Here is a 24,568-nt window from a genome sequence, read left to right as displayed (position 1 = left end):
TATCTCATTAAAAAGCAGTTATTGTCGACAATTATAGTGAGGATGTATATTATTGCCTAGAGTAATAATTCCTAAAATGTCTTCAGCAATGACCACCCAAGGAGGAGCTTGAATGAGCAAAATTGAGATTACCGAATTATTAGGCGATGGTATTGGCGCAGAATTAGCAGCAGCTGTTCACCAAGTCGCGGCAGCTTTGCCGGTTGAGATTAGTTTCAAACCGGTTGACTGGTCAGTGGCGACTCGTGAGGCCAAAGGGTTGGCTGCGATTGATGAGGCCGAAGCGTCCATGCGTGCGACTAAGTTAGCCTTAAAATACCCGACTGAAACTCGTACTCGTAGCCCCAATGCCTTAATTCGTCGGCGGTTGAATTTCAGTGTGATTTATCGTCCAGTGATTTCGATTAAAGGTATTAATTCTAATTTCAAAGAAAACGTGAACCTGCATATTATTCGCGTCGCTACGGGTGGTACTTATGATGATCCGGGTCAACGCATTGGTTTAGATAGTGCGATCTCTGTACGGATGGTTGAAACGCGGCCTTGTACTCAGGCGGCGCATTTTGCCTTTGAATTAGCGCGTAAGAAAGGTCAGACTTATGGTGGCCGTAATTATAAAGTGACTTCTTCGTCTAAGCATACCATTCAAAAAGTCACGGATGGTTTGTTTGAAGACATCGTGAAAAAGGTGAGTGCTGATTACACGGATGTCCCGCATAATGTCGAATTATTTGATGCCTTACTCGCAAAAATCATTATGAAGCCTCAAGATTATGAAGTGATCGTGACGCTCAATGAGTATGGTGATTTCTTATCTGATATGGCCTGTGGTTTAGTCGGCAGCTTAGGCACAGGTGCTAGTGGTAATTATTCTTTCAATGATGATTACAGCGTGGATATTGCGATGTTTGATCCTGCTGGCGGGACGGCTCCAGATATTGCAGGCAAAAATATTGCCAATCCCTCCGCTGTCCTATTAGCCTTTGGTATGTTGCTAGATCATGTGGATCGTTATGATTTAGGTCATGCCTTACGTTTAGGTTTACTGAGTGCGATTGAGTCAGGTGAGTGTACTCGTGATCTGAAGGGTAAATTGAATACAGATGAGTTCACTCAAGTCGTGATTGAGCGGATGAAAACTTTTTTATAACTCGTTGAGTTATCCAAGCTTTAATTTAAGTGCATCCGAGTGGTGCACTGTTATTGCTAAATTTAATTCAAGGCTTAGTTGAGTTTAGGGCATAGGTGTATTTAAAACCAAGAATATTCATCATGGAATCGTTGGTTGGCCTAAATAGAAATATTAGCTTCATCATGACTACTAAAGCTAATAAATGAAAACATAGGGTCATAGCTATTATATTGAATTTCGCCCTGATACGTTGCCATTACATTTTATGGGAGCGGCTAGACAATGGGCTTGGAGTGATATAAATAAAAAGAAATAAAACCATGATTTCATGTTAGTCAATCCCATTCAGTAACTTATTTATCATACGAGTGACAGGTTTTTCAGTATTTTCCTGAAGATCTCTAGAATCTACTGTAAATGCGGTTGCTCTTGATTCTGGTATCGAAGAAATCTTTTAATAGGATTGGTTTTCTATTCTCAGAGTTCCATTGGTTTATATCACTTTCTTTTCCAAATTTAAGTTTGCAATCATAATGGCAGTACTTTTCACCATTGATATATTCAGGAGATTTATTTAAATCATGCTAGACATGTATCAACAAATCCAATTTTTTCATTCATAAATAAAATCCATATTATACTTAATAAGTAGTATTTAATATACTTTAAAAACATAGGTCTGAATAAGCGATTTCATGGTTTTAATCAGGATGAATGGTAGTGGTTTTTAGATTAATGAATACATGGTGTTTTCAAGCAAATATACCCAGTAATGAAAGGCCAAGCACAAACCTGACCTATTATGGGTTGCCAGCATAACAGTCACTCACTATCTAGACTATACGGCAAAGGCAAGCTATTGATTTTTGCACCTGCTAAACTTAAAGCTTGGTCAGCAGCGGCTATTTTTAATACGGCTAAAGCTTCAATCTGATTGCCACTGGGGCTGAGGACTGCATTTAAAATTTCGCCCGCTTCTTCGCCTTGAGCATCTTGAATTTTTGCCCCCACGGCAGGCTGATGAACCGTATCAATCGCAATTCGATACAGTTGACGTTTATTTTTACCCAAGTATTTTAGCCGTGCGACAATCTCTTGACCGGGGAAGCAGCCTTTTTTAAAGCTAATACCATTGATCAAATGCAGATTAAGCATTTGTGGCACCCAAGCTTCCATACTGGCAGCTGTGATTTTCGGAATGCCGGCTTCAATATCAAAATAATCCCAAGATGCAGAGCCAACAGCGGCAGCATGTACACTCAGCCGACTCCACAGTTGGCGAGCATCATCAAGCTCGCCATAAATTTCAAAGCGCGGCACGCTTGCGGCTTGACGGATAATCGTGAGATTGCCGGTTTGCATCACATCTAAAACTTGTTTAGGGTAATCGCCGAGAGCGGCTTGTAGGCGCTGCTCACCGATAGGATCAGCATAACCAAAGTGAACTAAGCTTTCGCGGGCATCTTCTAGGGCTAGCTTTGAGCGCATTACAAACAGACGTAAGCGTTTGAGGACAGTTTCTAACACATCACTGGATAAGGCTAAATAGTAAACACCTTGCCGTTGCATGATTTGAAAAGTGGTATAAGCACGCCCTTTAGGTGAGCTATAAGAGCTTAGCTGAGCACGCGCTGCACTGACTTGCTGAATATCATTGCTGAGTTGGCCTTGCAGAAAGGCAGCTGCATCAACGCCTGTTGCACTGATTAAACCTTGATGAGATAAATCACAGAGTATCGCACCTTGCGGGGCGATTCGGCGTTCACGTTCAGGATTGCCGAAATGTAATAAGGTAGAACCGTCGAATTCAGCACCTTGTTCAATCAGAAAGTTTTTCCATTCTGGCTTCATACGCCTAGCCTCTCATTATTGTTACTGTTGAAAACGGTAGCGCGCCTAGTGAAAAAAGTCGAGAACTCCCCGATCTAGCAAGGGATCAGGGAGCTTAGAGTTAACCGCTTATTGAGTTTTAGGCGGGTCAACAACCACGGTTGGAGCAGGGGTTGCTTCAGCGGCTTTTGGCTCATCTTTTAATAGTACTTTGACATCGGCCTTAGCGCGTAAATCTTTCATATACGCCATCATTTTTTCTTGCTCGATTTGACGCTTCAATTGCGGCTTCATGTTCTCTAATTCAGGTAGCTTAACATCCCGTTTCTCTTCTACCTTGATCACATGCCAACCGAATTGAGTCTCAACCGGTGCGGTGCTAGTTTGGCCAGGTTCCATCGCGGCGACGGCTTCAGCAAAAGGCTTGACCATGCTATCAGTTTTAAACCAACCTAAATCACCACCCATTTGTGCTGAAGTATCGGTTGATTTAGCTTTAGCTAAGTCAGCAAAGTCTTTGCCTGCTTTTAATTCGTCCAGCACCGCAGTGGCTTCGTCTTTGGTCTTCACTAAAATATGACGCGCTTTGTATTCGCTTTTAGACATTTGCGCGGTCGCTTTGTCGTAAGCGGCTTTAACTTCCTCATCCGTAATATTTAAAGCAGCCGCTTTTTCTTGCATCCAAGTATTTAATACCAATTTATCTTTGAAATTATTCAGTTTTTCTTGAACATCTTCCCGCTCGGCTAAGCCGGATTTATTCGCTTCTTGGCGCGCTAATTCGGTTACGACTAAATCTTCGAGCATGGTTTTCTCATCAATCTGATCCCCCGCCCCTGAACGCTTAGCCATATCCATTAAAGTGTTGAGCGTATCACGCTTAATATCAACACCGTTGACAATCGCAATAATTTCGTCTGAACCTGCAGCAGGTTTCGCTTCAGTCGTCGCAGGGGTAGCCGCTGCGGGTGCAGCTGTGGTCACGGCCGCTGCTGGTTTTGGATCTTCTGCATTGACTGTATTTAGACCTAGCACCAGCCCAATTAAACTACTTGCGATTAATGTGTTAGTTATGATTCGCATCTTTATCAATTTCCTTAAACAATAGGCTCTTAGGGTAAAACTTTTTTAAAGGGTTTAACGCTTACCTGTCGGTAAACACCTGCAGCAAGATAAGGGTCAGCATGAGCCCACGCTTCTGCTGCTGCTAATGACTCAAATTCAGCCACGATAATGCTGCCAGTAAAGCCCGCTTCGCCCGGATCAGCACTGTCTATCGCTGGGTTAGGACCTGCAAGGACTAAGCGCCCTTGAGTCTGTAAAGCTTGAATACGCTCTAAATGCGCTGGTCTTGCTGCTAGGCGCTTAGCTAAGCTATTCGCATGATCTTCACCAATAATCACGTATAACATAGTCTAGGACTCCTTACCGGTTTCAATCATATGCCGTTGTAGATAGATGGCTTGAGCAATCACAAAAACAAAGGTCAGACCTAGAATCCCAAATAATTTGAAATCCACCCAAATTGCTTCGCTAAAATTATAGGCAACTACTAGATTCAGCACGCCAATAAAAACAAAAAATGCAGCCCACATCCAATTAACTTTTGTCCATATTTGCGCGGGTACTTGCATCGCATTTGACATCATCCGCTCGACTAAGGGTTTGCGATTACCTACATACTGGCTACCGATGAAGACTAAGGCAAACAGCCAATTGAACACCGTAACTTTCCATTGAATAAACGCTGAATCTTTGAGGATTAAGGTTAAGCTACCAAAAGCCAGTAGAATCACCAGCGAGATGAGGTGCATGCGCTCAAGGCGCTTATAGACCAGATAATGCAAGATATTTTGCAGGATGGTGGCAAGAATAATAATCAAAGTTGCGAACAAAATCGCATGTTTAGGCTCTGCTTGAGATAGCTCAACAAACGGCAGTTGATTGAGTATTTCAATCAACGCAGGCGGCATCGCGTCAAACAGCTTATACGCTAGGAAAAATAGCAGTACTGGAAAAAAATCAAACAAAAACTTCATAATGATTAAGTCTTTACTGGATGCAGTTGTGAGGTCATAAGCATCATTTTATTGGGGGCGAACCTTCCTTAAACAAGTGCTCGCACTGTATTTCTTAGCATTAACCTGTAAAATCCTGCTTTTTTAAACGATAACAACCTAGCCCACATGAGCCAATACTTCCAAATTCACCCGGAAAACCCACAAAAACGCCTACTTCGACAGGCTGTTGATATTGTGCGTGAGGGCGGGGTAGTAGTTTACCCGACTGACTCTAGTTATGCTATTGGTTGTTTATTAGATGACAAAGCGGCAATGGAGCGGATTCAGCACATTCGTCAGTTGAATGATAAGCATAACTTCACCCTTGTGTGTCGTGACTTATCAGAAATCTCACATTATGCTCAAGTCGATAATATTAATTATCGCTTACTCAAAACCCTGACCCCTGGTGCTTATACTTTTATTTTAAAGGCAACCCGCGAGGTACCTCGTCGTTTGCAAAATCCTAAGCGCAAAACCATCGGGATTCGGATTCCAGATCATGTAGTGACACAAGCTTTTTTAGCCGAACTGAATCAGCCTTTAGTCTCTAGCACCTTGATCTTACCGAATGAAGACTTACCCATGACTGACCCGTATCAGATTCGGGTGTATCTTGAGCATCAAGTCGATTTGATTATGGATGGTGGGTTTTGTGGGCATGATCCTACGACAGTGATAGATCTAACCGGTGAGCGCCCCGAAATTCTCCGCCAGGGTAAAGGTGAAGTGGATTGGTTGGTAGAGCATTAATATGCACCCTAAGTTTGATGCTTTCAATCGTGCGATGATTTGAATACAGGTATTTTTCTTTAAGCTTTAAAGGATTGCGGACGTGAACACAACGCCATTGCAGAATCAGCGAATCGTTTCGGGGATGCGCCCCACGGGTAAGTTACACCTCGGTCATTATCATGGGGTGCTGAAAAATTGGGTCGATATGCAGCTTAATCACGAGTGTTTTTTCTTTGTGGCGGATTGGCATGCTTTGACCACTCATTATGCCAGCCCCTATGAGATTGCACGTCATGTGGAAGATATGGCAATTGATTGGCTAGCCGCAGGGATTAGCCCGAGTTCAGCGACGATGTTTGTGCAATCGCATGTCCCTGAGCATGCCGAATTGCATTTAATGCTGTCCATGATCACGCCATTAGGTTGGCTAGAACGTGTACCTACCTATAAAGATCAGCAAGAAAAACTACGAGATCTAGATTTAGCGACCTATGGATTTTTAGGTTATCCCCTCCTGCAATCGGCTGATATTTTGATTTATAAAGCGGATTTAGTGCCGGTGGGTGAGGATCAGGTCGCACATATTGAATTAACCCGAGAAATTGCACGGCGTTTTAATCATTTATATGGGCGTGAGCCGGGGTTTGAAGAAAAAGCTGAGCAAGCTGCTGATAAAATGGGTAAGAAAAATGCCAAACTGTATCGTGACTTGCGTAAAGCTTATCAAGAACGGGGTGATACGGAGGCCTTAAAAAAAGCACAGGCTTTATTAGAAGGTCAGCAAAATGTTTCTTTGGGTGATCGGGAGCGCTTATTCGGTTATTTAGAGGGCTGTGGAAAAATCATTCTTTCTGAACCGCAAGCGGCTTTAACCAAAGAATCAAAAATGCCCGGATTAGATGGGCAAAAAATGTCAAAGTCTTATCACAATACCATTGCTCTGCGTGAAGATCCTGCGGATGTTGAAAAGAAAATCCGCACCATGCCGACTGATCCGGCTCGAGTAAGACGTACTGATCCGGGTAATCCCGAGCATTGTCCGGTGTGGCAGTTGCATCAGGTGTATTCGGATGAGTCCACTCGCCAGTGGGTGCAAGAGGGTTGTCGAACGGCGGGGATTGGCTGTCTTGACTGCAAGCGTCCCGTGATTGAAGGGGTGCAAGCTGAGTTAAAGCCGATTCAAGAACGTGCGGCGGACTATGAAAATGATCGAGAACGAGTCCGCAAAGTGCTCCGTGAAGGCTCAGAAGCGGCGCGTGAAGTCGCACGTGAAACCATGCGTGATGTATTTGAAGCGATTCATTTCACCCATCACCATTAAGCTCGGTTGAAACGTTTGCTTCCTTTGTCTGATCAGCTGCCTCTTGCTTTAGTGCATGGGCAGCCTGTGCATCAATTACCGGCGGATTTGTATATCCCTCCTGATGCCCTCGAGGTGATTCTCGATGCGTTTGAAGGTCCTTTGGATTTACTCCTGTATTTAATTCGTCGCCAAAATTTGGATATTCGTGATATTCCTATTGCTGAAGTGACCCGTCAGTACATGGACTATGTGGAGCTGATGAAAGCGTTTCGCTTGGATTTAGCAGCTGATTATTTGCTGATGGCAGCACTATTGGCCGAAATCAAATCGCGGTTATTATTGCCACGATTGACACCGACTAACGAAGAAGACGATCCGCGTGCAGAGCTAGTGCGGCGTTTGCAAGACTATGAGCAGTGTCAACAAGCAGCGGCTGTGTTAGAGGCACTGCCGCGTTTGGAGCGTGAGCATTGGTTAGTGCAAACCAGCGTCGAATTGCCTCTACGGGAGCAGCCATTGCCTGCCGTTGATTTAAAGGCGTTATTACTCGCATTTCAAGCGGTACTCCAGCGTGCAGAGCAGTTTAAAAACCACCAAGTTAAGCGCGAGCCTTTATCCATTCGTGAACGTATGACCCAAGTATTAATCGCCTTACAAGCTAAACCTCAGCTTGCGTTTAGTGAGTTGTTTAGCTATGAAGAGGGGCGACGCGGTGTAGTGGTGTCCTTGATGGCGGTTTTAGAGTTACTGAAAGCACAAATGATTGAAATCACTCAAGCACCAGAGCCTTATGCTCCTTTATATCTTAGCCGTGTGGTAGCGGTATCTGCATGAAAATGGAGTTAGTCTTAATTCTAGAGGCGATTTTGCTAACGGCCAATCAGCCCTTAACCGTAGCGCAGTTAACTCAATTTTTTACTCAAGATGAGTCGGTGGATTCGGTTGCTATCCAAGTGGCTTTAAAACAATTAGCGGCGCAAACCCAAGAGCGGAGTTTTGATTTAATTGAAACTGCCCGAGGCTATCGTTTACAAACGAAGCAGCGGTATAGTCAGTGGGTGGTTAAACATCAAGAAGAGCCAATCCCTAAGTATTCACGGGTATTTTTAGAAACTTTGGCATTAATTGCATGGCGTCAACCGATTACTCGTGCTGAGTTAGAGGCTATTCGTGGGGTGGCGGTGAATGCGAATGTCCTGAAAGCCTTAATCGAGCGTGATTGGGTGCGGGTCTTAGGCCATAAGCCAGTACCGGGGCGACCTGAACTGCTAGGGACGACAAAACAGTTTTTAGATTATTTTAATTTAAAGTCGCTAGACGATTTGCCGCAATTGGCAGAGCTTAAGGATTTAGTGGTTTAAGCGTCAAACTCGCTATCGGTTAATTAACTAGCAGACTGTTAACTAACCGATAGCTCAATGAATATAAATGAATACGGATTCGCTTTAGCGACTCGCCACACCAACACGGGTAGGCAGTTTATAAGTGCGGATGCGTGTTTGCCACGTGGATAGCATGCGTGCTTCCCGACGTTCAGCGGGTGCGGCGGCTACCCGATGCATGACCGAATCATTAGCAGAGCGCATAAACTCAGCTAAAGCATTCGGACCGGGTTGCACGGTTTCCATATTAAGCAGTACTTGTAAAAGACCCCAACCAAGGCCGTTATAGCGTTCATTACTACTCGTACCACTCCCTTGGAAGACCATATAGTCTAACATTGGGTAGACACCGCCCGGTGTTTTTTCCATGACTTGGAAATTGTTCAAAGCCGCTTGACGATACGGAGCAGGTAGAGTTTGTACCATCGTAGGCAAATTTCTACGCAATTGATCGGTCATAAAAGCCGCTTGCAAACCGAGGGTTTTCTGCAAGAAATTGGCCAATTCGCGCAGCTGTGGATCGTCTTTAGCGCGCTCAAAAGCCGCCTTATTAGCCCAAGGGCTAGCTTGATTCGGACGATTAGCTAACCAAGTCGGTAAGGGGACATTCTTGCTTTGTACATAGTTAAGAAAGCTTGGAAAAGTTTCGGTATACGGTCCGCGTTGATTAGCCGGATACCAAACGAGGTGGCCGATTCCTAAATCAGCGAAATTGCCTTGTGAATGCCAGCGCAATAATTGACGGGCATCTCCTTCAGTTTCATTCCGAAAAATCCGTTCACCGATAGCATTCATCTCTTGCGAAGAGGTCACTGTACCGGTAGTGATGATCGGCAGATTCGGCAAGGGTGTGGATATAGTTGTGCTTGCGGTCGGTGCAGTGCTACCGACAGGGGCAGTTGGGCTGAGTTGGGGGGGGACAATCGTCGCACTAGCATAGGGATTCGAGAACACAGGCCTGCCGATTTCGGTTTGCAAAGCACGATGGGTGGGGGGGGACTGAGGTACTAAACCCGGTAGTAAAGCAGTATTGAGAGGAATAGGCACAACTGTGCAACCAGTCAGTACTAACAAGGTACCGAGCACACTTAATTTTTTCATTTTCTTTAGCCCATATTTATTGTGATCAATATTTTCTATGATAATACAGTTCTGATTTTAGGTCTTATAGCAAATTATTTTTATCTTATATAAATTTGTATAATTTTAGCTAATTTAAAATTTTTAGAGTAGAACTGCTATAAAACCAAGCTTAGCCAACCTTCAGTGAACTTGAACTCACCGATACTCTATTTTAAGCTTGGACGAGTTGAGTAGCCAGTGAGGTCGCTTTGTGAATTTTCACCATTCACCCGGAGTCGTTGCCGCGTTAACCGCCGCTGCCTTATTTGGTGCGAGCACACCATTGGCTAAACTTTTGCTGGGCGAAATCAATCCTTGGTTATTGGCTGGGCTTTTGTATCTGGGGTCAGGCCTAGGCTTATGGCTGTACCGCCGCTTGACGCATGCACCGAAAGTGAATTTGCCTAAATCTGAGATTGTTTGGCTATTGGGTGCGATTTTAGCGGGGGGGATGATTGCGCCTGTCTTGCTTTTGGTGGGCTTACAGGCGATGCCAGCCTCAGGGGCTTCCTTATTATTGAATGCAGAAGGGGTGTTTACTGCCTTATTGGCTTGGCTAGTGTTCCGCGAGAATGTCGATTGGCGTATTGCCTTAGGCATGTTTGCGATTGTTTTGGGTGCGGTGGTCTTGAGTTGGTCTAATGAAGCTAGTTTCGGTACGCTGTGGCCAGCTTTAGCGGTATTAGCCGCCTGTTTCATGTGGGGGCTGGATAATAATTTAACACGCAAAGTGTCGCTCAATGATGCTACTTGGCTCACGAGTGTGAAAGGTCTAGTCGCAGGGAGTGTGAACTTGAGCTTGGCTTTAATCTTAGGGGCTAAGTTACCAGAGTTCAGTACCTTATTCAGTGCTTTGCTATTGGGGTTTTTAGCCTACGGTGTGAGTTTAAGTTTGTTTATTGTTGGGCTAAGGCATTTAGGTACGGCACGTACTGGTGCATATTTTTCAATCGCTCCTTTTTTTGGGGCCATATTAGCCATCATTATCTTAGATGAACCGATCAGCTTAGCCTTAGTCATCGCTGGGGCTTTAATGGCCTTAGGTTTGTGGTTACATCTTACCGAGTATCACAGTCATGAACATGAGCATCCGGCCTTAGAACATGAGCATAGTCATGTACATGATGAGCATCATCAACATGAGCACGATTTTCCGGTTCAAGTCGGTGAGCGACATCGGCATTGGCATCAGCATAAGCCAATGACCCATACTCATGCCCATTATCCTGATGCACATCATCGACATTGAGGAGGTTAGGTTCTTCTGTTGATATGTACAAGTGTGCAAAACTGAGGAGTACCCTCAGTTCTGCAGGTAGTGGGTTAATTTAAAGTGATCTAATTCCCCGTGTGATTAGCTCCCATATAATCTCCGCTCAGTGACAAGAATACATAAAGTTGGCGCTTAGTTTCATCCGTCACGGCTTCATTGTTGAATTTAATCACCCATTCTAAACGCTCATTGAAGGTCTTTTTTTCCACACTGTCCGCTTTAATCGTTGACCAGCTCGCATCAATTTTTTTAGCTTCAACCAGCCGTGCTACTTCAGCCGTTGCTTTGGTGGTAGCCTCTTCACTACTGATTTCTTTGACGGCATGTTCATGTCCATGCCCGCTTGGGCCATGACTATGCCCTGTTCCAGCCATAGCAGGGTTGACCATCAGTAGTAAGCTAGTGATAGCCATTGAAGTGAATAGCGTTTTCATCATTAAATGCTCCTAAGTCAGTGTAATAATCTAATTAATCAATCGAGTCATGGGTTTTGGCGGGGGCTGATCCTGATGCGTTGGTAGCAGTGGGAGCCGGTGGTGGTGCGGTGTTCGCTAACGGTTCATAAGGGCCTTGAGTTTGTACCGTGATCACCACGGGCGTGGTGGAGGTATTTTTCCAATACCAACCATGTGTACCTTTGAATGGCGTGGTTAAACTACCACTGGCTTGAGTACTAGTATCGGTTTTATAGCTTTTAAAATAGCCGGTGGTATCGCCTGCAGGTTCGCCATGAAAATCATAGAAAACTGCGGCTCCATCGGTTTTCCAAGTGTATTCAAGCACTGCATCCTTCTCGAATTTAAGCTTAAACTCTAGCTCAGCTCCCACTGCTAATGGTATGGTTTGCGTATCACGCCATGCAGGGCTGCTAGTCGATAACGCCTGCTGCGCTGCTGAAAGTGTCATCGTTGGTGCTACAGGTGTAGGCATAAACTCTTCAGGATGCTTGCTATGCACATAACCATGCATCTGCATTAAGAACAGGACCGCACCAAACACGATCAGGGCATAATTAGCGATCTGGCTAAAGCTTGGGAAATAGCGGCTCTTTCTGAATAAGTTAATAACCACGAGCATGACCGCCAAGGCTGCGATTTGTCCCAACTCGATCCCCACATTGAAGGAAATAATATTCATCAATAGCTGATCTTCACTGAGAGGTAATTGCTGCAAACGAGTCGATAAACCTAAACCATGAATTAAGCCTAAGCCAAAAATCATCGCTAACATATTGGGCGGATTGAGGTTTAAGTACTTTTTAAAGCCATCCAAGTTTTGAAAAGCGATATAGCAAACGCTGAGCGCAATAATCGCATCAATCAAAAAATAATTGATCTTAATGCCATTAAAGGTGGCAATGATCAGCGTGATACTGTGACCTACCGTAAAGGCAGTAATGTATTTAACAATATCTTTAAAGCGAGTTAGGAAGAAAACAATGCCAAATACAAAGGCGAGGTGGTCATAACCAGACAGCATATGTGTTGCGCCAATCCACAAATAGCGCAGATTGCCACCTTCAATAATGCTTTGTTTTTCTGCATCAGACATACCATGCCCAAAGGCTTGGCTGGCAAATAGCAATGCCAATAAAACCAATACCCAACGTATTGGCTGCGAGATAAAAGCCATAAAATACCTTTAAGTTGTTTAAACAAACTACGGAAATAAATCAAGCTCATCGCTTTGACTGATTGATTCGTTGTTTATCCTAAAGGCGGTGCGCGAGCTGGTGGGTTTCGGTAGGGTATCAGCCTTGGTTTGAGATCTAGGGCTAAACCAGTGCGTAGAATGAACGGTATTAGCCCGGCAAGATTGAAGTTGATGGTTTGAAATAGCCCTAGGCTAGGGCTATTGTGTTTATTCAGTTTGGACAGATGATATTTTAAATCAATATCAACAATTCTTGCCCAATGATGTGACGCATGCTCTGCAAGGTTTTGTCTATGTGGCGTATGTGCCACGGCCTGATGTTGATGCTCAAAGCCATCATGATGGTGTTGCTCTGCCAAATGCACATGTTGTACAGCCCAAGTTGGCTGAATGCCCAACCATATGCACATGAACAGGTAGAAATACCCGTAATACAAAAAAGTCCTACTAATCGGACGTTTCATGTTCGCCGTTCAACTCCAAAAAGCTTCATCAGTTCCTGTATGAATTTCATTGACAGTAAAGATCCTACATCAATTTTAGTGAGCCTGCAGGGTATGATCCATGTCATTAGCTTTCATTTTTTTAGACGATGACAAAGTATTATAGGCCACCCCTCTCAAAAAAACTTAATTACCAAGGTATAAACCAAGCCTAGCAAGGCGGAAACACCAATTACTTTCATCACATCTTGTTTATATTTCCACAGCGCTAAAAAAGCAGCAATAGCGACTAATAAGGGAAACCATTCAAACTTACCTGCAAACGGTGTTGTTGCAGTACCTTGCGGCCAAAAGGTATGCCAAGCAAAGAAAACAGCTAAATTTAGAATCACGCCGACCACTGCTGCGGTAATTGCTGTTAAGGGTGCGGTGTACTTCAAATTATTGCGCGTGCTTTCAACTAAAGGGCCGCCAGCAAGAATGAATAAAAACGATGGCAAAAGGGTAAAGAAAGTCGCCACAGTCGCTCCAGCAAAACCAGCTGCTATCGGATTAACCCCTACTTGCTTAGCAACCCCACCTAAATAGCCCACCCAAGTGACGATCATAATCAGTGGTCCTGGCGTGGCCTCACCTAAAGCAAGACCATCCATCATCTGCGCACCCGTTAACCAGCCGTAATGTTCAACTCCACCTTGATAAACATAAGGCAGTACTGCATAAGCGCCACCAATGGTCAGAAAGGCAGCTTTAGTAAAAAAACTCCCCATCGCGTTGAGGGTAGGTTGTCCACTGACCATCAGCATAGCCACGCCCCAAATAGCAACGAAAATCGCCACTGTGACCCACAGTTTTATCCACGAGAATTGGGCATGAGCAGGGGTTGGAGTATGGTCGTCAATCACGGATGCTCCATAGGTTTGATGGGAGGCCCCATGGCCACTGCCGCCTTTAAATTGATCAGGCATTAACTTTCCACCGATGACGCCGACTATACCTGCGGCTAATACAATCCACGGAAACCCGATACCAAATACGAAAATTCCAATGAAAGCGAGGGCGGCAATTCCCCATAAGAATTGATTTTTCAAGGCTTTTGAACCAATTCGCCACGCGGCAAATAAGACGATGGCTACCACAGCGGGCTTAATGCCATAAAAAATACCTGCGATTAAGGGTAGATCTCCCCATGCTAGATAGACACCCGCCAATACGGATAACAATAAAAAAGCCGGGAGGAAGAACAAGACCCCTGCAATCAAAGCGCCGAGCATGCCATGCATTAGCCAACTGATGTAAATAGCTAACTGGATGGCTTCAGGGCCTGGCAATAACATGCAATAGTTCAAAGCATGCAAAAAGCGTTGCTCTGAAATCCAGCGTTTCTTTTCCACCAAATCAGTGTGCATGATAGCAATTTGTCCGGCTGGTCCACCAAAACTAATGAAACCCAGCTTCAGCCAATAGGCAAAAGCTTGCCCTAAACTGGGAGTGGGTGGTGCAGTTTGTGGTATCGGGTTCAAGAAGTGGTCTCCTGTAGGGAAAAAGCATAATAAAGATCATCGAGTAGTTGCCCACCTGCGATGAGCAACTGATCATCATCGGTGATACGATGTTTCAAACCTTTTAGGACTAAGGCAAACCCAGCTGCTTCGGGAGTATTTCCACCAACATCGAGGGTATGTACTAATTGCCCTAGTCGTTGTAGCCCAAGATCATGCCCCCATCCGAAACTATGAAATAAGGCTTCAAAAGTCACATAATGGCCGACATGGGTAAAGCGAGCTCCATCAAAATCAAACCCTAAGACCTCAGCAGGGCAATCAATCGCTTGTTCTAACCAAAGAAAACTCGCTTGTGCATCAATAAAGCGTTGGATGAACCATGCCGAAGCAAGTCGATCAATCCATAAATCGTGACGGGTGGCCCAGGTTTTATTTTGAAAATCAGCCCTTGCTAATAGCTCCAACTCACCCGCTTGAAAACAAGGTTCGCTCATAATTAGACATTTTTGCAAAGCTGATTCAGCCAGTTGCAAACGCTCATAGGCTATGGCTTGAAGTGGATGTATGAAATAATCAGTATCAGTTAAAGTTGATAGTTTTTTTTTCAAATTTTTCAGCTGTTTACGTGTTGCTATCAGATCATCTGCTAGTGGGTCAAGTTGCCTTAACTCTTCCAGCCATGCATGGTAATCTGCACCACGATCAAACAAACTAGGGAAATTTTCTGCTTGTGTATGATCAACTTGTAAAGCTAATACCCATGCCTCACCGCCCGAGCGGCGCGTGTCATCAGCAATGTTTTTAAAATGCTCTTGAGTTCCTGCATTGGAAGGAAGCAACCAGACCCCATCACGTAAACTAGCACAACCAAGTCCTTTTAATGCTCGCCAAATGCGCATGCGAGCCGTCGCATTTTCTGTTGGGAGGGAAATTATAAGTAATAACCAAGACATTTTTTGAAATACTTAATACATTTATTAAACTGAGTATACTGCTGGTTATAGCTTTTTAGCCATAAATAAATAATTCTTAGTGAGTTTCCAGTAAGCTAAAATAATCGCGTAATGGGTTGATTCTTGTTCGCTAAGACGCGATTTTTACTGTGACTAGCTTTAGTATTTAGTTGTAGAGTATTGATTTTATGAAGAAAGTTAGTGTTCTTTTCGTCTGCATGGGAAACATCTGCCGCTCCCCTACAGCTCAAGCGGTATTCGAAAGCTTCGTACAGCGTTCGGGTTTAGCACAGGCCATTCAAGTGGATTCGGCAGGAACACATGCGTATCATCTGGGGAGTCAACCGGATCAACGTTCCCAACAAGCAGCCTTAGGGCGTGGGATTGATCTGACTCAGCAGCGCGCCCGTAAAATCCAAGCCGCTGATTTTACCGAATTTGACTATGTGCTAGCGATGGACTTGCAGAATTTGCGAGCCTTACAGTCCTATGCTCAGGCTAAACAAGCCCAAAATCTTAAGCTGTTTATGGAATTTGCCAGTCGTTGGCGTGAGCGCGAAGTACCCGACCCTTATTATGGCGGGTCACAAGGTTTTGAGCGGGTATTGGATATGATTGAAGATGCTTCAGAAGGGTTGTTAGCGCATATTATTCGCCAGCATTCATTAGAACGAGAGCGGCTAGGCTAGCTAACCGCTCCGGTATACTTAGCGTGCTTTAGTCAGAATGCATCCAAATAGGCCGTTTTTTCGCAGGTAAGGCTGGCTCTGGCTCGGGGGTTACTGTTGGCACTGATTCCGGCAGACTATCGCTAGCCTCGGCAGCTTCCTCTTTATGATGGCTGGTTTGCAGATCATAACTACCATGCTCTGTTAGGCGCTCTGTACCCGTGTCATTTGAGTTCAGCTCGATAGGTAGCGGCACTGTCTCAAGCTTAATTGTGCTCTCAGTGGCGGTCACGCTCGCATCCTGATGATGAAAACCATTGACTGTTTCTGGCTCAGGTTTTGATGCTGCAAGGCCTGCCTGCTCAGACAGGGAAGTTGCTAGGTGGGTAGCCGGAATGACTGCCTCCTGTATCGACGGTTCACTCAGCAGTTCAGGCTTATTAGCTTTCTCGTCGAACTCATCAGGTGTTTCAGCAGCTATAACCTCGGCCTCGGTATTAGGTCGCTGTTCAGAGCGAGTGGGTACTAAGACTGGGCTTGATGCACTAGGCTGGGCTTCAGTAACCACTGCCTGCTGATGAGGTACTGTCTCGCTTTCTGTCTCTACTGGTGCTGCTATCAGCTCGGTAGATGCTGCGACCGCTGGTTGTTCGGGTCTTCGAGGATTGCCTTGATTGGGCTGTCGCTGGCGGCGTTCTTGCCGTGAAGGCTTCTTCGGAATCAGATCAATAATCAGCGGTTCTAGCGTTTCTGGCGAGGGTACTCGTTTATCAGTATGACTGTAGCGGCTTGCTGGCTCTGTTGATTGTGGGGCAGGCGTGCCGGTTGCCGTTTCCCTCAGCTGAGGTTGGGCAATATCCGCTTTTAATTGCGCTATACAAATTTCAGTAATCTGCAGCTCAGAATCGGCACTCGCCGTTTCAGTTTCAACGTTTGAACGATGATTGCGTTCCCGCCGCCCGCGATTACGTTGGTGACGATTGTCACGTTTTTGTGAACCGTCTTGCAAGGTAGTCGCCGTGTTTTCAACGATGATTTCTTCCAGTTCAATGCTTTCGCTGCTGACAACTACGACTTCAAGTTCTGGCTCAGAGGGGCTGGTTTCTGAGGGCGCAGATGTACGTTCACGCGGCCGCCGATTTTGATTGGGTTGACGTGTCTCGCGTTCTTGGCGATTACGATTGCGTTCACGATGCTCATTACGGTTTGATGTTGGCGCAGTTTCAAGTTCAGCCTCTGCAGCTGGATCTAGATGGGCTGACTTGAATTCATCAACAGATGGTGGGTTATCTGTTGAGCGCCGTCCTTGCCGACTCCGCCGTTCTTGGCGCTCAGGTCGGTTTGCCGGAGCAGCTTCAGTGGGCGTGTCTGAGTGCGTGCCATCCACCGCTTGAGCTTGTCGGCGAGCTTCATCATTACGTCGCCGATCTTGATTTTGATTATTCCGTCGATTGGGCTGGTTATTCGGGTTGTTCCGCCGATTTTGGTGATTATTCGAGTTGTTCCGTCGATCGTCTGCACTTGCTGTTTCAGTGGTTGCTTGAGCTTGAGTAGCCGCTTGAGCTGCTTGCTCAGCGGCTTTAGCTTTCACTTGCTCCATTGTCGGGTCAACTTTGGCACTGCTGAAATAGACCATTCAGGATGCGGCGAATGAGCCCCGGATTTTTCTGGACATCCAGGATCTCCGTTTCTACTTCTGCTGGCAGGGGTGTAGGTCGACGCTCAGTACGTTCAATTTGTGGAGCAGGTTGAGTCGGAATAACATTACCTACGACCGCTTCTTGTTGGACAGGGCTAGGGTTAACTAAACGCTCAGCCATTAAGTTTGCATCAGTTTCTTCAGGCTCGCTGATTTGCGTATAACTGGCACCGACGGTTTCCAGATCATCCGTCCGCACGCGCATAATTTCAAAATGCGGGGTATCCAAATGCGGATTAGGAATAACCGTCAGTTCAATATTGCGGCGCTTTTGAATATTAACAATCGAATCACGCTTTTCATTCAAAAGATAGGCTGCTACAGGGACGGGGACTTGGGCGATGACTCGACCCGTCAGTTCTTTCATCGACTCCTCTTCCATCAGACGCAGGATCGAGAGGGCTAAAGAATCGGTATTACGAATATGGCCTTGACCCTCACAGCGCGGGCAAACCAGTTGGCTGGATTCGCCTAAAGAAGGACGTAAGCGCTGGCGTGACATCTCCAACAAACCAAAGCGAGAAATGCGCCCCACTTGCACCCGAGCGCGGTCTACTTTTAAGGCTTCTTTTAAGCGCCGCTCGACATCACGTTGATGCTTACTCGGTAGCATATCAATGAAGTCGATCACGATTAAGCCGCCTAAATCACGTAAGCGTAATTGGCGTGCAATTTCATCGGCCGCCTCAAGGTTGGTATTGAGCGCTGTTTCTTCAATATCATGGCCTTTGGTTGCCCGTGCTGAGTTAATATCAATTGAAACCAAGGCTTCGGTATGGTCAATGACAATTGCTCCACCAGAGGGCAGATTGACCGTCCGCTGGAAGGCAGTTTCAATTTGATATTCGACCTGATAACGGCTAAACAGCGGAGTATTGTCTTGATAGAGTTTTAACTTACGCAGATTTTGCGGCATGACCGCCTGCATAAAATCTTGGGCTTGCTTAAAAACTTTAGGGTCATCAATAACGATTTCGCCAATATCACGACGGAAATAATCACGTAAGGCGCGAATAATGACATTGCTTTCTTGATAAAGCAGGACAGGAGCCTTGTGCTGATTGGCTGCTGAGGTGATCGCCTCCCACAGTGTTTTCAGATAATCTAAGTCCCAGCTCAACTCTTCGAGTTCACGATCAACGCCTGCGGTGCGTACAATCGCACCCATGCCTTCAGGAATTTCTAAATCACTGAGGGTTTGCTTGATTTGTTGGCGATCTTCGCCCTCAATCCGCCGGGAAACACCGCCTGCTTTGGGGTTATTGGGCATCAATACCAAATATCGCCCTGCAAGGCTAATATAAGTGGTTAAGGCAGCGCCTTTATTACCACGCTCTTCTTTATCCACTTGAATGAGGATTTCCTGACCCTCACGCAGCATGTCTTTGATATTAACTTTGTTGCTATTGCCATATTTTTTGACAGCATCAGGGTGATAGCATTCCGGGGCAATTTCCCGAAAGGAAAGAAAACCATGACGTTGTGCGCCATAGTTAACAAAAGCAGCCTCAAGGCTCGGCTCAATCCGCGTGATGACCCCTTTATAAATGTTGGACTTTTTTTGCGCACGAAAAGGATGCTCGATATCCAAATCGTAGAGGCGCTGCCCGTCTACCATCGCAACACGAATTTCTTCGGCTTGCGTCGCGTTAATTAAAATTCTTTTCATGTACTACACCACAAACGTGCAGTACCTGCTCAGCTTTTCCTATTCATCAAGAAGTAGCCGACAACAATAAGCCCGAAGGTAAAAGCCATTAGCACCTATCCAAAGCGTTTAAGTTTGGATATTGAGGTGTAAACATGGGGTAAGTAAGGTTGAGATCATCCCAGTGTGCTTTATATTACCTCTTAATTTGATGCATGCTGTTGCTTGATTTGTCCAATCAATGCCTTGTCCCGCTGGCAATTGCCCTAACCTGATGAAGTATCAGATGAGACGAGGTTATCATTAGTTATATCAGTTAAGGTTCGATCTTAAACTTCGATCTATCTTAGTGTTAGTTTCCTTCTCTAAAAACAGGCAGCGGCAATAACAGGTATCTGCTATGTTAATTGACTTTCAGTAAAACCTACTGAAGGCGCTGCGCTTAGGTAGAATCGTCTGTATCTGCAACTCTCCCTGCTCAAATTCCGCTTGGAATTTGATTGAATCATCCGGTTTTGAGTCCTATTATGCGTACCAGTAAACGTCTAGCTGTAAATCCGTCTATCGGTAGGCAGAAACCACTAGGCTCAACGGTCAGACTTTTAAATCCATCTGTCCAGTAACCTAGCCTGAATATAGCAAGTTGGCTAATTGCATTCAATCGGATTCCCGACAATTAGCACCCTGAATAAGGCTTTTCTCGCATGTCAGTTGAATACTATACCGTGACTGCTAATGAGGCAGGGCAGCGGATTGATAACTTTCTGTTAAAATACTTTAAGAAAGTTCCGAAAAGTGTCATCTATCGTATTGTTCGTAAAGGTGAAGTTCGTGTCGATAAAAAGCGCGTAAAGCCAGAATACAAGCTGGTTGAGGGCGAACAGATTCGCATCCCACCGGTTCGGACTGAATTGGAGCAGCCCCGCACTGCAGAAGCTTCTGATCAGTTACTTGAGCGGATTGATCAGGCGATTCTTCATGAAGACACCCATCTGATTGTGGTTAATAAGCCAGCAGGTTTGCCAGTACACGGTGGTAGTGGGGTCAGCTTTGGCCTGATTGAAGCGTTTAGGCAATTACGGCCTAATTTACCTTTTGTCGAATTAGTGCATCGTTTAGATAAAGATACCAGTGGTCTAGTGATCTTGGCGAAGTCACGGCCTGCGCTGACGGCTTTGCATCAGATGCTCAAAGCGGGCGAAATTGAAAAGCACTACCGCGCTTTAGTACATGGGCGTTGGCAAGGTGGTAAGCGCCATATTACCGTGGATTTAAAGCGTGAAAATAATTCTTATCAAAAGATGCAAGTCGCTGAGGAAGATGAAGAGGGGCAGACAGCGGAGAGTATTTTTAAACCCATTTCAGTCTATGGCGATTGTACCTTAATGGATGTGCAAATCCTGACCGGACGTATGCACCAAATTCGGGTGCAGGCAGCCCATTTAGGTTTCCCGATTCTAGGCGATGAGCGCTATGGTGATTTTAAATTGAATCGTGCTTATCGTGATGTTGGAGTGAAGCGTCTGTGCTTACATGCAGCCAGCTTAGCCTGCTATTTTGAGTTGAGTGGGCAAAAGCTTCAGTTTGAAGCCCCCTTGCCCGATGATATTAATCAAGTCCTCAAAGCACTAAAGCTTCCAAAATGAAACCAAAACCCTATCAGTTGCTGATTTTTGATTGGGATGGCACCTTAATCGACTCTGCAGCACATATTGTCGCTTGTATTCATCGAGTGAATGCTAAGGTGGGCTTAGCGCCCCGCACGGATGCTGAAATTCGGAATATTATTGGTTTAGGGCTGGAAGAGGCGTTTCAGCATCTTTTCCCTCAAGCGCAATATGCACTGATTCAAGCAGCAGCCCATGAGTATAAGCAGCAGTTTTTCTTGCATAACCGTAAACCAAGTGAGTTGTTTACGGGAGCGCGTGAGACTTTAGAGCACTTAGCTGAACAAGGTTATTGGCTAGCGATTGCAACGGGCAAGTCACGGCAAGGCTTAAATCAGGTGTTGGCAGAAACACAGCTAACCGCCTTTTTCCCCATTACGCGCTGTGCTGATGAAACATTTTCTAAGCCCCATCCTCGGATGTTAGAAGAAATTTTGGTCGATTATGATTTGCCTGCTTCAGCCGCACTGATGATCGGTGATACCGAGTATGACCTACAAATGGCACATAATATCAAGATGGATGCAGCAGGGGTAAACTATGGTGTGCATGGGTCTGAGCGTTTGTTGGCGTTAGCGCCGCGCGTTTGTCTAGATGATATTCGCGAATTGCCAATTTGGTTAGATAATCTAGCTAAATCCTAAGGCAAAGAGACGAGGCGAGCGCATGAATGAAGAAACCCAAGCGATTCAAGTACTAAAAGAAATAGCAATGGAGGGGCTTAAAGAGCAACGGCGTGCAAGGCGTTGGGGTATTTTTTTCAAATTATTCTTTGTTGGTTATTTGTTGCTCGCGCTTGGCATGATGCTGGGCTTGGGTCGCGGTTTGGAGTCTAAGTCGGCTTTAAGTACGGCAGATAAAGTCAGTGCTGTTGTCGAGGTCAAAGGGGCGATTATGGATGGAGCAGAGGCCAGTGCCGATTTGCTGATTCCAAGCTTGCGCAAGGCTTTTGAAAACCCCAAAACTAAAGGTGTGATTTTAAAAATTAATAGCCCCGGTGGTAGCCCTGTGCAGGCGGGGTATATTAATGATGAGATTCGCCGTTTAAAAGAACAGTATCAAAATATCCCGGTGTATGCGGTGGTGATGGATATGTGTGCCTCGGGTGGTTACTACATTGCAGTTGCTGCGGACAAAATTTATGCTGATAAAGCCAGTATTGTGGGTTCTATTGGGGTACGCATGGACAGCTTTGGGGCGGTGGATGCCATGCAAAAATTAGGTATTGAACGCCGCTTGTATACGGCGGGTGACAATAAAGGCATGCTAGATCCGTTCTTGCCAGAAAATCCAGCAGAAGTTGCCCATATCAATAGCATGCTGGCAGTGACTCATCAGCAGTTTATTCAAGTGGTCAAGCAGGGTCGGGGCGAACGTTTAAAGAATAATCCTGAGTTATTTAGTGGCCTATTTTGGACAGGTGAAACTGCGGTGGAGCTGGGGCTGATTGATGGTTTGGGGAGTGAGTCTTATGTAGCCCGTGAGTTGATTGGTGCTGAAACCCTCGTTAATTTTACTGCCGAAAAAGATCTCATCCAGCGTTTGACTGAGAAAGTAAGTCTGTCGATGAAAATGCTATTGAATTATTCCATGACACTGGGCTGGATTTAGAGACACAGTTCAGGATCCCAACGCGATAAGTCGATGTTGGGATCGACTTGCCAAGTAGTTTTAAAGGGAGTGTAAGGGTGATTTGCTAAGGTACGCAAGAATTGAGCACGGCTAATCGTCTCAGCCCCCATACTCATGAGATAAGGATTGGCCATTTGGCAATCAATTAAAGCAAAGCCCCAGGTTTTTAGGTGATAAGCCAGAGCAACTAAAGCCATTTTTGAGGTATCGGGGGCACGACTAAACATGGATTCCCCACAGAATACACCACCACTCGCCACGCCATATAAACCACCGACTAGCTCTGTACCCGTGGCATCATAAATTTCTACTGAATGCGCCCAACCCGCTAAATGCAGTCGGCAATAAGCGGCATGCATATCATCAGTGATCCAAGTGCCATTGGTATAGCTACGAGGGGCTGAACAGGCACGCACGACCGCTGAAAAATTCTGATCAAAGCGGACTTGATAACCTTTGTTGCGCATGGACTTACGCAGGCTACGGCTAATACGAATATTTTTTGGATAGAGCACCGCTCGCGGGTCGGGGCTCCACCAATAAATCGGTTCACGCGGGCCAAACCAAGGGAAAATGCCATGTTGATAAGCATTCACCAAGCGTTTGAGGCTTAAATCGCCACCGACTGCTAATAAGCCATTCGGTTCATCCCAAGCCTGCTCAACCGGAGGAAAGTTTTCATCTGGTCGATTAGGGTTGAGTAAATGCAATCGAAGCTGGCGAGTCATCTCTATCAATTAAGTTTTATCAATTTTAGCCAGCATATCAAGATAACGCTCAGCATCCAAGGCAGCCATACAACCGGTTCCTGCTGAGGTGATCGCTTGACGATAAACATGATCCATGACATCACCTGCCGCGTACACCCCTTCGACACTGGTGGCGGTTGCATTGCCTTCAAGGCCACTGTTAACTTTGATATAGCCGCTATTCATCTCAAGTTGGCCTGCAAAAATATCCGTATTGGGCTTATGTCCAATCGCAATGAAAATCCCGGTTAAGTCAATATTTTCGGTTTCACCCGTTTGCGTGCTTTTAATCCGAATACCGGTGACCCCAGTTTTATCGCCTAACACTTCATCTAAAGTATGATTCCATACAATCCGAATATTACCGTGTTTCGCTTTTTCAAACAGATGATCCTGCATGATCTTTTCGGCACGTAAACTATCCCGGCGATGGATTAGAACCACTTCAGAGGCTAGATTAGACAGATACAATGCTTCTTCTACCGCCGTATTACCGCCCCCGATGACGGCGACTCGTTGCTTACGATAGAAAAAACCATCACAAGTTGCACAAGCAGAAACACCCTTGCCACGGAAAGCTTGCTCAGAATCTAAGCCTAAATACATCGCTGAAGCGCCGGTGGCTATAATCAACGCATCACAAGTATAGAGGCCAGCGTCACCTTTTAGGGTAAAAGGACGTTGTTTTAAATCGACAGCGTGAATTTGATCAAAGATAATCTCAGTATTGAAGCGCTCAGCGTGTTTTTGCATGCGCGTCATGAGTTCAGGCCCCATTACGCCATTATTATCGCCCGGCCAATTGTCCACTTCAGTGGTGGTCATAAGCTGACCGCCTTGTGCCATGCCTGTGATTAAAACAGGGTTTAAATTAGCTCGTGCTGCATAAACTGCTGCGGTATAACCGGCTGGTCCTGAACCTAGGATCAATAGTCGGCAATGTTTGGTGTTCATGTATAATATAATCCTCATTTTTTATGGGCAAGCTCATGCTGCCAAAATAACTGGCCTAATCCTAAGGCAGGCAGAGTATAGGGTAAAGTAGTAATCCAATGAGTAGATTTCAAGCTGGCAGAACGGGCTATACTTTTAGCTGGCTGATTACTTAAAAAAC

General features: G+C 45.4%; 24 protein-coding genes. 10 read left to right on the top strand and 14 right to left on the bottom strand.

Translation table 11 applies throughout. The annotated features are described in order from the left end of the window. Positions 1-112: 112 nt before the first annotated feature. Positions 113-1,150, top strand: a complete 1,038-nt coding sequence (locus B5D50_RS11390) for an isocitrate/isopropylmalate family dehydrogenase (protein ID WP_078922766.1) — start codon at positions 113-115, stop codon at positions 1,148-1,150. A gap of 804 nt (positions 1,151-1,954) precedes the next feature. Here the strand turns inward: B5D50_RS11390 and ygfZ are convergent. The 4 genes from ygfZ to B5D50_RS11370 all read right to left on the bottom strand — a co-directional run bounded on the left by ygfZ (position 1,955) and on the right by B5D50_RS11370 (position 5,001). After that, entirely contained in the window at positions 1,955-2,983 is a 1,029-nt protein-coding gene (ygfZ, locus tag B5D50_RS11385) for a CAF17-like 4Fe-4S cluster assembly/insertion protein YgfZ (RefSeq protein ID WP_078922765.1), read from the bottom strand. A 108-nt stretch (positions 2,984-3,091) separates the two neighbouring features. After that, the gene (locus B5D50_RS11380) at positions 3,092-4,045 is read right to left on the bottom strand and encodes a peptidylprolyl isomerase (protein WP_078922764.1); all 954 of its coding nucleotides are present in this window, start codon (positions 4,043-4,045) and stop codon (positions 3,092-3,094) included. 29 nt (positions 4,046-4,074) lie between these two features. Further along, the gene (locus B5D50_RS11375; RefSeq protein WP_078922763.1) at positions 4,075-4,374 is read right to left on the bottom strand and encodes a YciI family protein; all 300 of its coding nucleotides are present in this window, start codon (positions 4,372-4,374) and stop codon (positions 4,075-4,077) included. A gap of 3 nt (positions 4,375-4,377) precedes the next feature. After that, the gene (locus B5D50_RS11370) at positions 4,378-5,001 is read right to left on the bottom strand and encodes a septation protein A (protein WP_078922762.1); all 624 of its coding nucleotides are present in this window, start codon (positions 4,999-5,001) and stop codon (positions 4,378-4,380) included. Positions 5,002-5,148: 147 nt separating this feature from the next. Here B5D50_RS11370 and B5D50_RS11365 point away from each other — a divergent pair, with 147 nt between their 5' ends. The 4 genes from B5D50_RS11365 to scpB all read left to right on the top strand — a co-directional run bounded on the left by B5D50_RS11365 (position 5,149) and on the right by scpB (position 8,421). Then, positions 5,149-5,775, top strand: coding sequence for an L-threonylcarbamoyladenylate synthase (locus B5D50_RS11365; RefSeq protein WP_078922761.1), 627 nt, complete (start codon positions 5,149-5,151; stop codon positions 5,773-5,775). Between the two features lie 82 nt (positions 5,776-5,857). Beyond that, complete coding sequence (locus B5D50_RS11360) at positions 5,858-7,078, top strand: tryptophan--tRNA ligase (protein ID WP_078922760.1); 1,221 nt, start codon at positions 5,858-5,860, stop codon at positions 7,076-7,078. Between the two features lie 24 nt (positions 7,079-7,102). Next, complete coding sequence (locus B5D50_RS11355; protein WP_327193202.1) at positions 7,103-7,894, top strand: segregation and condensation protein A; 792 nt, start codon at positions 7,103-7,105, stop codon at positions 7,892-7,894. Continuing rightward, positions 7,891-8,421: an SMC-Scp complex subunit ScpB gene (scpB, locus tag B5D50_RS11350; RefSeq protein ID WP_234975864.1), complete on the top strand. Its 531-nt coding sequence runs from the start codon at positions 7,891-7,893 to the stop codon at positions 8,419-8,421. Before B5D50_RS11355 ends, scpB begins: the two co-directional genes overlap by 4 nt. An 84-nt stretch (positions 8,422-8,505) precedes the next feature. Here the strand turns inward: scpB and B5D50_RS11345 are convergent, their stop codons facing one another. After that, positions 8,506-9,543: a hypothetical protein gene (locus tag B5D50_RS11345; protein WP_078922759.1), complete on the bottom strand. Its 1,038-nt coding sequence runs from the start codon at positions 9,541-9,543 to the stop codon at positions 8,506-8,508. A 232-nt stretch (positions 9,544-9,775) separates the two neighbouring features. On the opposite strand from B5D50_RS11345, the gene B5D50_RS11340 reads away from it, so the two are divergent. After that, positions 9,776-10,813: a DMT family transporter gene (locus B5D50_RS11340; protein ID WP_078922758.1), complete on the top strand. Its 1,038-nt coding sequence runs from the start codon at positions 9,776-9,778 to the stop codon at positions 10,811-10,813. An 89-nt stretch (positions 10,814-10,902) separates the two neighbouring features. On the opposite strand, the gene B5D50_RS11335 is transcribed toward B5D50_RS11340, so the two are convergent. The 5 genes from B5D50_RS11335 to B5D50_RS11315 all read right to left on the bottom strand — a co-directional run bounded on the left by B5D50_RS11335 (position 10,903) and on the right by B5D50_RS11315 (position 15,391). After that, positions 10,903-11,274 (bottom strand): DUF6488 family protein, encoded by a 372-nt coding sequence (locus tag B5D50_RS11335; RefSeq protein ID WP_234975863.1) that lies wholly within the window; start codon positions 11,272-11,274, stop codon positions 10,903-10,905. Between the two features lie 31 nt (positions 11,275-11,305). Next, positions 11,306-12,469, bottom strand: coding sequence for a HupE/UreJ family protein (locus B5D50_RS11330; protein ID WP_078922757.1), 1,164 nt, complete (start codon positions 12,467-12,469; stop codon positions 11,306-11,308). A 74-nt stretch (positions 12,470-12,543) separates the two neighbouring features. Beyond that, on the bottom strand, positions 12,544-12,954 hold the full coding sequence (locus tag B5D50_RS11325; protein WP_078922756.1) for a hypothetical protein: 411 nt from the start codon (positions 12,952-12,954) through the stop codon (positions 12,544-12,546). 155 nt (positions 12,955-13,109) lie between these two features. After that, positions 13,110-14,456 carry a chromate efflux transporter gene (gene chrA, locus B5D50_RS11320; protein ID WP_078922755.1) on the bottom strand — a complete coding sequence of 449 codons (1,347 nt, stop codon included), beginning with the start codon at positions 14,454-14,456 and terminating at the stop codon, positions 13,110-13,112. Next, positions 14,453-15,391 carry a chromate resistance protein ChrB domain-containing protein gene (locus tag B5D50_RS11315; RefSeq protein ID WP_078922754.1) on the bottom strand — a complete coding sequence of 313 codons (939 nt, stop codon included), beginning with the start codon at positions 15,389-15,391 and terminating at the stop codon, positions 14,453-14,455. Before B5D50_RS11315 ends, chrA begins: the two co-directional genes overlap by 4 nt. Positions 15,392-15,579: 188 nt before the next feature. On the opposite strand from B5D50_RS11315, the gene B5D50_RS11310 reads away from it, so the two are divergent. Further along, the gene (locus tag B5D50_RS11310) at positions 15,580-16,080 is read left to right on the top strand and encodes a low molecular weight protein-tyrosine-phosphatase (RefSeq protein WP_078922753.1); all 501 of its coding nucleotides are present in this window, start codon (positions 15,580-15,582) and stop codon (positions 16,078-16,080) included. A 28-nt stretch (positions 16,081-16,108) separates the two neighbouring features. Here the strand turns inward: B5D50_RS11310 and B5D50_RS11305 are convergent, their stop codons facing one another. Then, entirely contained in the window at positions 16,109-17,695 is a 1,587-nt protein-coding gene (locus B5D50_RS11305) for a ribonuclease E domain-containing protein (protein ID WP_143594342.1), read from the bottom strand. Further along, positions 17,667-19,427 (bottom strand): Rne/Rng family ribonuclease, encoded by a 1,761-nt coding sequence (locus B5D50_RS11300; RefSeq protein WP_078922751.1) that lies wholly within the window; start codon positions 19,425-19,427, stop codon positions 17,667-17,669. Before B5D50_RS11300 ends, B5D50_RS11305 begins: the two co-directional genes overlap by 29 nt. Positions 19,428-20,110: 683 nt before the next feature. On the opposite strand from B5D50_RS11300, the gene B5D50_RS11295 reads away from it, so the two are divergent. Genes B5D50_RS11295 through B5D50_RS11285 form a run of 3 tightly spaced genes read left to right on the top strand, consistent with a single transcriptional unit; the run spans position 20,111 to position 22,684 of the window. After that, positions 20,111-21,052 carry an RluA family pseudouridine synthase gene (locus B5D50_RS11295; RefSeq protein ID WP_078922750.1) on the top strand — a complete coding sequence of 314 codons (942 nt, stop codon included), beginning with the start codon at positions 20,111-20,113 and terminating at the stop codon, positions 21,050-21,052. Continuing rightward, on the top strand, positions 21,049-21,717 hold the full coding sequence (locus B5D50_RS11290) for an HAD-IA family hydrolase (RefSeq protein WP_078922749.1): 669 nt from the start codon (positions 21,049-21,051) through the stop codon (positions 21,715-21,717). Before B5D50_RS11295 ends, B5D50_RS11290 begins: the two co-directional genes overlap by 4 nt. Positions 21,718-21,739: 22 nt before the next feature. After that, complete coding sequence (locus tag B5D50_RS11285) at positions 21,740-22,684, top strand: S49 family peptidase (protein ID WP_078922748.1); 945 nt, start codon at positions 21,740-21,742, stop codon at positions 22,682-22,684. On the opposite strand, the gene aat is transcribed toward B5D50_RS11285, so the two are convergent. Then, positions 22,681-23,433, bottom strand: a complete 753-nt coding sequence (gene aat / locus B5D50_RS11280; protein WP_078922747.1) for a leucyl/phenylalanyl-tRNA--protein transferase — start codon at positions 23,431-23,433, stop codon at positions 22,681-22,683. The genes B5D50_RS11285 and aat overlap by 4 nt on opposite strands. A 9-nt stretch (positions 23,434-23,442) precedes the next feature. Further along, entirely contained in the window at positions 23,443-24,408 is a 966-nt protein-coding gene (trxB, locus tag B5D50_RS11275; protein ID WP_200807085.1) for a thioredoxin-disulfide reductase, read from the bottom strand. Positions 24,409-24,568 lie beyond the last annotated feature (160 nt).

Source organism: Thiothrix eikelboomii (genome assembly GCF_900167255.1).
In the GTDB taxonomy this organism is placed as follows: domain Bacteria; phylum Pseudomonadota; class Gammaproteobacteria; order Thiotrichales; family Thiotrichaceae; genus Thiolinea; species Thiolinea eikelboomii.
Note: the sequence above shows the minus strand (reverse complement) of the source record. Positions and strands in the feature narration are given on the sequence as shown.

Bases quoted from the DNA above. Each gene is read 5' to 3' on its own strand.
- B5D50_RS11390 (WP_078922766.1), top strand. From the start codon at position 113: ATGAGCAAAATTGAGATTACCGAATTATTAGGCGATGGTATTGGCGCA.
- ygfZ (WP_078922765.1), bottom strand. From the start codon at position 2,983: ATGAAGCCAGAATGGAAAAACTTTCTGATTGAACAAGGTGCTGAATTC.
- B5D50_RS11380 (WP_078922764.1), bottom strand. From the start codon at position 4,045: ATGCGAATCATAACTAACACATTAATCGCAAGTAGTTTAATTGGGCTG.
- B5D50_RS11375 (WP_078922763.1), bottom strand. From the start codon at position 4,374: ATGTTATACGTGATTATTGGTGAAGATCATGCGAATAGCTTAGCTAAG.
- B5D50_RS11370 (WP_078922762.1), bottom strand. From the start codon at position 5,001: ATGAAGTTTTTGTTTGATTTTTTTCCAGTACTGCTATTTTTCCTAGCG.
- B5D50_RS11365 (WP_078922761.1), top strand. From the start codon at position 5,149: ATGAGCCAATACTTCCAAATTCACCCGGAAAACCCACAAAAACGCCTA.
- scpB (WP_234975864.1), top strand. From the start codon at position 7,891: ATGAAAATGGAGTTAGTCTTAATTCTAGAGGCGATTTTGCTAACGGCC.
- B5D50_RS11345 (WP_078922759.1), bottom strand. From the start codon at position 9,543: ATGAAAAAATTAAGTGTGCTCGGTACCTTGTTAGTACTGACTGGTTGC.
- B5D50_RS11335 (WP_234975863.1), bottom strand. From the start codon at position 11,274: ATGATGAAAACGCTATTCACTTCAATGGCTATCACTAGCTTACTACTG.
- B5D50_RS11330 (WP_078922757.1), bottom strand. From the start codon at position 12,469: ATGGCTTTTATCTCGCAGCCAATACGTTGGGTATTGGTTTTATTGGCA.
- B5D50_RS11325 (WP_078922756.1), bottom strand. From the start codon at position 12,954: ATGAAACGTCCGATTAGTAGGACTTTTTTGTATTACGGGTATTTCTAC.
- B5D50_RS11315 (WP_078922754.1), bottom strand. From the start codon at position 15,391: ATGTCTTGGTTATTACTTATAATTTCCCTCCCAACAGAAAATGCGACG.
- B5D50_RS11310 (WP_078922753.1), top strand. From the start codon at position 15,580: ATGAAGAAAGTTAGTGTTCTTTTCGTCTGCATGGGAAACATCTGCCGC.
- B5D50_RS11305 (WP_143594342.1), bottom strand. From the start codon at position 17,695: ATGGTCTATTTCAGCAGTGCCAAAGTTGACCCGACAATGGAGCAAGTG.
- B5D50_RS11300 (WP_078922751.1), bottom strand. From the start codon at position 19,427: ATGAAAAGAATTTTAATTAACGCGACGCAAGCCGAAGAAATTCGTGTT.
- B5D50_RS11295 (WP_078922750.1), top strand. From the start codon at position 20,111: ATGTCAGTTGAATACTATACCGTGACTGCTAATGAGGCAGGGCAGCGG.
- B5D50_RS11290 (WP_078922749.1), top strand. From the start codon at position 21,049: ATGAAACCAAAACCCTATCAGTTGCTGATTTTTGATTGGGATGGCACC.
- B5D50_RS11285 (WP_078922748.1), top strand. From the start codon at position 21,740: ATGAATGAAGAAACCCAAGCGATTCAAGTACTAAAAGAAATAGCAATG.
- aat (WP_078922747.1), bottom strand. From the start codon at position 23,433: ATGACTCGCCAGCTTCGATTGCATTTACTCAACCCTAATCGACCAGAT.
- trxB (WP_200807085.1), bottom strand. From the start codon at position 24,408: ATGAACACCAAACATTGCCGACTATTGATCCTAGGTTCAGGACCAGCC.